Source organism: Pseudonocardia sp., assembly GCF_025465255.1.
Taxonomy (GTDB): Bacteria; Actinomycetota; Actinomycetes; order Mycobacteriales; family Pseudonocardiaceae; genus Pseudonocardia.
Genome location: NZ_JAODNI010000145.1, coordinates 1 through 5938 on the forward strand (window position 1 = coordinate 1; position 5938 = coordinate 5938).

8 protein-coding genes are annotated in these 5938 nt (G+C 69.1%); 3 read left to right on the forward strand and 5 right to left on the reverse strand.

Features of this window, described 5'->3' with window-relative positions:
- Positions 1-2: 2 nt before the first annotated feature.
- The 3 genes from JWP64_RS17925 to JWP64_RS17935 form a co-directional block, all read right to left on the reverse strand.
- Positions 3-281 (reverse strand): AbrB/MazE/SpoVT family DNA-binding domain-containing protein, encoded by a 279-nt coding sequence (locus JWP64_RS17925; RefSeq protein ID WP_297498453.1) that lies wholly within the window; start codon positions 279-281, stop codon positions 3-5.
- A 334-nt stretch (positions 282-615) separates the two neighbouring features.
- Entirely contained in the window at positions 616-954 is a 339-nt protein-coding gene (locus JWP64_RS17930; protein ID WP_297498454.1) for a hypothetical protein, read from the reverse strand.
- Positions 951-1250 carry a hypothetical protein gene (locus JWP64_RS17935; protein ID WP_297498456.1) on the reverse strand — a complete coding sequence of 100 codons (300 nt, stop codon included), beginning with the start codon at positions 1248-1250 and terminating at the stop codon, positions 951-953. Before JWP64_RS17935 ends, JWP64_RS17930 begins: the two co-directional genes overlap by 4 nt.
- A 175-nt stretch (positions 1251-1425) precedes the next feature.
- On the opposite strand from JWP64_RS17935, the gene JWP64_RS17940 reads away from it, so the two are divergent.
- On the forward strand, positions 1426-1902 hold the full coding sequence (locus JWP64_RS17940) for a cupin domain-containing protein (protein ID WP_297498458.1): 477 nt from the start codon (positions 1426-1428) through the stop codon (positions 1900-1902).
- Between the two features lie 277 nt (positions 1903-2179).
- Positions 2180-2812, forward strand: a complete 633-nt coding sequence (locus JWP64_RS17945) for a YceI family protein (protein WP_297498460.1) — start codon at positions 2180-2182, stop codon at positions 2810-2812.
- Between the two features lie 405 nt (positions 2813-3217).
- Here the strand turns inward: JWP64_RS17945 and JWP64_RS17950 are convergent, their stop codons facing one another.
- On the reverse strand, positions 3218-3865 hold the full coding sequence (locus JWP64_RS17950) for a hypothetical protein (RefSeq protein ID WP_297498463.1): 648 nt from the start codon (positions 3863-3865) through the stop codon (positions 3218-3220).
- A gap of 595 nt (positions 3866-4460) precedes the next feature.
- Between JWP64_RS17950 and JWP64_RS17955 the strand changes: the two genes are divergently transcribed.
- On the forward strand, positions 4461-5381 hold the full coding sequence (locus JWP64_RS17955; protein ID WP_297498465.1) for a formate/nitrite transporter family protein: 921 nt from the start codon (positions 4461-4463) through the stop codon (positions 5379-5381).
- An 81-nt stretch (positions 5382-5462) separates the two neighbouring features.
- Here the strand turns inward: JWP64_RS17955 and JWP64_RS17960 are convergent, their stop codons facing one another.
- Complete coding sequence (locus JWP64_RS17960; RefSeq protein WP_297498468.1) at positions 5463-5804, reverse strand: hypothetical protein; 342 nt, start codon at positions 5802-5804, stop codon at positions 5463-5465.
- Positions 5805-5938: the final 134 nt, after the last annotated feature.

Genomic DNA, 5938 nt, shown 5'->3' on the forward strand with positions numbered 1-5938 from the left:
GGTCACGACTGGTCCTCCCGGGCGGCCTCGGCGCGGCGGTCGGCGATCAGCTCGTCGACCACCGAGCCCACCCCCGTCCAGGACTCGGCGATCTCGCGGCGGATCCGCTGGGCGAGCTGCTCCCGGGTCTCGATCACGACCCGGCCGTCCTCGACGTAGACCACCAGCGGGGTCCCAGCCTCGATCCCGGCCTCCCGGCGGATCTGCGCCGGGATCGTCACCCGGCCCTGCTGGTTGACCACCAGCTCGGAACTCAGCCCATTCGACTCCGGATCAGTCATAGTGCGACCATACTGGACGCAGATTCGGATGGGGCCGCACTACACAGGGACATGCGGCACGAAGCGTGGTGATGCGGCGCGGCCGGGGCGCATCCGCCACATCCCGCTATTACCCGGGATAATGCACGGAATCCCGGCTGATACGCCTGCGCCGTCGGGTGGGGCTCCACGGACCACCCCACCCGCGCCGGCTGGCTTACCCCGGCTGCTGGCCGGCGAGCTGATGGGGCTGGATCCACCGGCCCTACCGCCTTGACGGGCCCCACCTTCGACCGGACTCACCGTCTAGGTAATCCACTCTGCACTTGCTCTGGCCTGGAAGCGTGAACAGGTCTCACCGACCTGCAGCCGTCTCCTGCGCTACGCGGCGGGCGATCTGTTCGACCTGCTCGACGGTGAGCACGGGAGCATTGCGCCCGTGCACAGCGCTGTACAGCAGCCGGCGCACCAGCGCCGAGGTCGGGATCTGCTCGGCCGCGGCCCGCCGCCGCAACTCGCTGTCCAGCTCCCTGGTGATGCGCAGCGACAACGGCACATCCAGCGCCGCCGCGTTCTCGGCCGCCTCGATCTCGGCGGCCTCAGCCTCCTCGTCGGCGTACTCCTCGCGGACCGCCCGCACCTCGGCCTCGACCGCCGCATCATCGGCTCGGTCGTTGATCCCACCCTCGGTCATGACCTGCCCTGCCCCTCGTAGTCCCGAAGATCCGCCCCGCTGCTCTTCCACGCCGTCACCCCGGCATGGGCTCCACCGGTCGCGATGACCGTGATGACGAACCCGGCGGTGGGCGAGTAGCCGATGATCCGGATGGCGCCGCTACGGCTCTTCGGGTCCGGATCGCGCACGATCCGCCACGGATCGGCCGCCGCGTCGAGCGTCCACTCCGGCTCGATGTTCGTCGCGCCGGGATAGCGGTCAGCCCGCCGCCGGATGTAGTCGGCGTCCGCGTCGCGCCACCACAGATCGTCCACCCCGTAACACAGCGTCTCACATTGTCTGACACAGGTCGATCAGCCGCAACAGTCACCGGCCAGGCCCGCGGCGTGGACCTGGTCGTGCTCGACCAGGGCATCGATACCTCCACTGCGGTCGGCGGATGTTCTTCCAGACCCGCGGCTTGATCGCGGAGTTTTCGAACACGCCCTCATGTCCGAACGGACGATGGGCGGCCTTGCCGGGGCCCGGGCCCGCGGCCGCAACGGTGAGGTGGTCCTCGACGGGCCGATTCGCATCCGCATACTCGAGAACGGCACCAACACCGGCCACCGCCTCGGGGTCACCGAGAACGTCCTGGCCCCGGCGACCACCGGGGCGCCTCAGCACATCCAACGCGAGCACGTCGAAACCTTCTTCGTGGTCTCCGGGACCGTGCGCTTCACCTCCGGCACCGAGCATGCCGACGTGCCCGCCGGAGGTCTGCTCACCGCGCCCATCGGCGTCCCGCGCACCTTCGCAAACCCCGACGCCGACGAGCCGGCCACCTTCCTGTGCACCTTCACCCCGGACCGTTACATCGACTACTTCCGCGAGCTCGGTGCTCTACGCCCCGGACCCGACGGCCTCGACCCGGCCGTCGTCCTCGACCTCATGAGCCGCTACGCCACCGAGCCCTACCGCGGTTGACTCGGCGGCCGGCAGGCCGATGTGGTCAGGTCCGGCGGAATGCGGAATCACACTCGGGGTCAGGGACAGGTCGGGAGCCGGAGGGTGAATCGGGCGCCGCCCACGCCGCTCGATGGTGGGTCGTTCTGGTCGAGGCTGAGTACGCTCGCGCGATCCGGCTCCGTCGGCGTGCTGCTGGGAAGGACTTGTCGTCGGTGATGCCGCCGTCGGACTGGTCCATCGGCCGGCTTGATCAGAAGCCTGTCCGCGCTCGGCCGCCGGGCCTGACCCCTCACAAATGTTCCACTCGTGCGACACCCACGATGACCGCCGCCCCGCGCGATCGGGCTCGCCGGCGACTAACCTCGGGGTCATGGGCGTAGCTGATGGCACCTACGCGCTGGGACCTGAGGTCGGCTCGATCCTGGTGAAGACGACGCGCACCGGAGTGGGCGCCAAGGTGGGCCACGACCTCACCCTCGAGCCCACTCGATGGCGCGGTACCACCGTGGTGGACGCCGATGACCTGGCCCGTTCGTCGGTGACGGCTGAAGTCGACGTCGATTCCTTGGAGATCAAGGAAGCGTCCGGCGGCGTCAAGCCGCTCACCGACACCGATCGCGCGGACATCAAGAAGAACCTTCGCAAGGCCCTCGACGCCGCGCAACACCCGATGATCACCTTCCGGTCGACACGGCTCGCCGGTTCCCCGGAGGCGTTCACGATCGACGGTGATCTCACCATCGCCGGTTCTACGCAGCCCGTCACGGTGCGCGGCCACGTGACCGACAGTCGGGCCCGCGGCGGAACGACCGTCGTTCAGTCACGTTGGGGCATCAAGCCGTACTCGGCGTTCTTCGGCGCGCTGAAGCTGAGGGACGAGGTCGAGGTGGAGTTCGACGTCGCTCTCACGCCGGCTGCCACCGGGTGAGGTGCGGAAGGTCGGCCGGCGAGGGGCTGGATGAACCAGATCGAGCACACCGTGCAGACCAGGCGGAGGATCCGATGATGTCGCCGGGAGCGCTCTGTCCGGTGGCCATGGCCGGCTACGCCGGCAAAGCTGTCCGTTGATTCCGTGAGCCGGTGATGGCCGATCAGCAGGCTGGCCCCGAGCGCTTGGACCGCCAAACGTCGATCATTGATTCGACTGGTCCGATGGACGCGTTACGCCCTGCCGTGGTGGTGGGCGTCCCTGCTCTCGCACTCGATGAGCGGCCGCGGGCCGAGGTTGCTCGAGCGCGACTGTCATAATCCACATTATCGGCAATGAATATCGTTACAGATATCGATTGTGTAGCAGGGTGGACAAATGCCTCCTGCGGCGACGGGCCTGTCGTTATCGCTCGTCTGACCTTTCGAGGTCGGGGTGCGGTCCCCACATAGCGCCGAAGCGCGAGGCCAGCCTCAGGTATGCGGCCGCGGTAGGGGAATCCAGGACGAGCTCGTCGGCGGCGCCGGCCTTGTTGAGCTGCTCGTCGAGGCGTTCGGCGTCGTCGGTCCAGGCGAGGTCGAGCAAACCGTGCAGTCTCGCGAAGGAGGCGATGATGTCGGCCGGCGTCGTGCCGGCGACCGCAGCGGGAGGAGCGGCGTCGGAGAAGTCCACGAGCGCTCCGGTGATCTGCGGATCTCCGGTCAGCAGTCCAGCACCCAGCGCTCGGATCGCCTCACCGATGGTCGCGAGATCCGCGGCGTGGAGTTCGACCACGGAAAGCCGGAGATACTCGGCTCGCCACTCGGGGGCGAACAGCCGCGGGGCGGTGCGCTCCTGAGTCGGCTTGAGGAGCCCCCAGATCCGGTCCAGGGCCTCGAGCCCGAAGCCATCGGCAAGCACCGAGGGCAGCTCACTGTCCAGGGTTTCGTCGATGAGCGCGATGAGCATCTCGGTGAGGTCGCTGACGGCCTCGGTGACCGTGTCACCGAGGTCGGGAACGACCACCCGCCTGGTATTCATCCTGGTCAGAAGCCTAGCGCCGGTCACCGACAATCCTCACAGCCTGATCGTTCGGGCCGGGCTCGCCCATCCAGCCGGTGAACCTGAGCGTCGAGCCTGCGAACTGCGTCCTGATCCGGTCGTGGATGACCTTCTGGTCGTGCCCGGGGGTGAAGTCGCGCTTGGTCTCCTGGCTGCAGCCGCACGCGCACTTGTGCACCGGTTGGGCGGCCGCTTCGCGAACCCGCTGGCCGGCATCATGAAGCGGCGTTTGCCCTGCGGGGCCCGATCGCCTCCGGGCGAGCACGGGAACCGCGCAGGAGCAATCCGGGTGGCCACGGATCTCAGCAGGACCGCCACGACGCGCCGGCCGCCGGCGCCAGCACGCGTGCAGGTCGTCCGGATCGGCGACAGCGGCGCCCAGGCGGCATGGGGCTCCGTCCAGTACGCGCCACAGCCGCGCCCGACCGGGTCCCGGGCGACTGACCGCCTTTCGACGGGTCCTCGGCGCCCCACTCCTGCTCCCCGATGGGCCCACCGGACGATCGATCGAGTTGATCCGCTGCTGCCCGAGACGAGCCACCGACCTCGTCAAGGCCGTCCTCGTTCTCATCCACGCCCAGCTGACACCAAGTGGAGAAGGCTCAGTGTGGCGGCGTCGATCAGCCGGTCATCGATGCCGGAGTTACGCTGCGGGAATGCTGGTGCCGACGGGGACCGCCGCACGGGGGATCGCGGCGCGACCATGACCGACAGGCCGTCGCCGGGGGGCTCGGGCGATCTCACTTCCGCGCCAGGGGCCCGGGAGGAACCCGAGGTCGAGGACGCGTTCGACCGGCTGGTCACAGAAGGCCAGGACCGGTTGACCCGGCCCCTGCTGCCACTGTTGACCACCGCGTTCGTCGGCGGGGTCGATGTGGGGATCGGCGTCCTGATCTACCTGGTTGTCAAGGCGGAGACCGGGAACGGGTTGCTCGCCGCCGCGGTCTTCACGATCGGTTTCGTGGCGCTGCTGCTCGCCCGCAGCGAGTTGTTCACCGAGAACTTCCTGGTGCCGGTGACAGCCGTGGTCGCCCGGAAGGGAACCGTGTTGCAGCTGCTGCGGCTGTGGGTGTTGAGCCTGGCGGCGAACCTGCTGGGCGGGTTCGTCATGGCCGCGATGATCATCGTCGCGTTGCCCGGCGTCCGCGCCACCGCCGTGCTGACCGGCACGCACTATGCGCATCTCGGTGTCTCCTGGGAATCGTTCTTTCTGGCCGTGCTGGCAGGCGCCGTCATCACCTTGCTCACGCGGATGCAGCACGCCACCAACAGCGTGGGGGTGCAGCTGGTGCCCGCGGTGTTGCTGTCCTTCGTTCTGGTCGGGGCGCAGCTGTTCCACTCCGTGCTCGATTCGATCTTCATATTCGCCGGTCTGCTCACCGGTCACGCCGGCTACGACTACGCGGACTGGGTAGGGGCGTTGGGTTGGTCGGCGTTCGGCAACCTCGTCGGGGGCCTCGTGCTGGTCACCGCCGTCCGGTTGCTTCGAGTACCCCATCGGGTGCGGGAAGAACGAGCCCAGCCGTAGGTGGGTTCCGCTGAAGCGGCGTTTGGTTCCGACCGCTGACCGGCCGCGACATGGCGTTGCTCGATGCGGAGAAGGCGCCGACTACCAGCCGACCATGCCGTTCGCGGCGCGCTGCCGGGCCGAGACTTCCGCCCAGTACGCGGCCTTTGCCCGCCGCCGCGCGAGCTCGGCTCGGTCGGCGGCGGTGAGGGGCTCGGCGGCCTCGAGGGGGGGCGTGGAGGTCGCAGAGGAAGATCCGGTGCGGTGGGGTCGCTCCGGTCCGCGGTAGTGCTTCATCGCGGCCGCGGTCACCTCGCCCTGGCACGGGCCGGGCGCCCCACTGCCACCGCGCGCGCCGGCGCAGCCGGAGTTCCCGGGGTAGAGAATGTCGCCGAGGCGCAGACGGCGGAGCTCGGCGAGACGGGCGTCGCGGTCGTCGGGCATGGAGGTTCCCCGCTGGTGTGGTCCGGATCCGGTCTGCCGCGGGGGAGCGCGACCCCGAGAATCCTAGAGCCACGCTGCGCGTTGCCCGCGCCGCGTGAACGACGAACACCCCACCGAGCCGACTGTCCGGTCCC

Coding starts and splice junctions, on each gene's coding strand:
- JWP64_RS17925 (WP_297498453.1), bottom strand. CDS start 281: ATGACTGATCCGGAGTCGAATGGGCTGAGTTCCGAGCTGGTGGTCAAC.
- JWP64_RS17930 (WP_297498454.1), bottom strand. CDS start 954: ATGACCGAGGGTGGGATCAACGACCGAGCCGATGATGCGGCGGTCGAG.
- JWP64_RS17940 (WP_297498458.1), top strand. CDS start 1,426: ATGTCCGAACGGACGATGGGCGGCCTTGCCGGGGCCCGGGCCCGCGGC.
- JWP64_RS17945 (WP_297498460.1), top strand. CDS start 2,180: ATGTTCCACTCGTGCGACACCCACGATGACCGCCGCCCCGCGCGATCG.
- JWP64_RS17960 (WP_297498468.1), bottom strand. CDS start 5,804: ATGCCCGACGACCGCGACGCCCGTCTCGCCGAGCTCCGCCGTCTGCGC.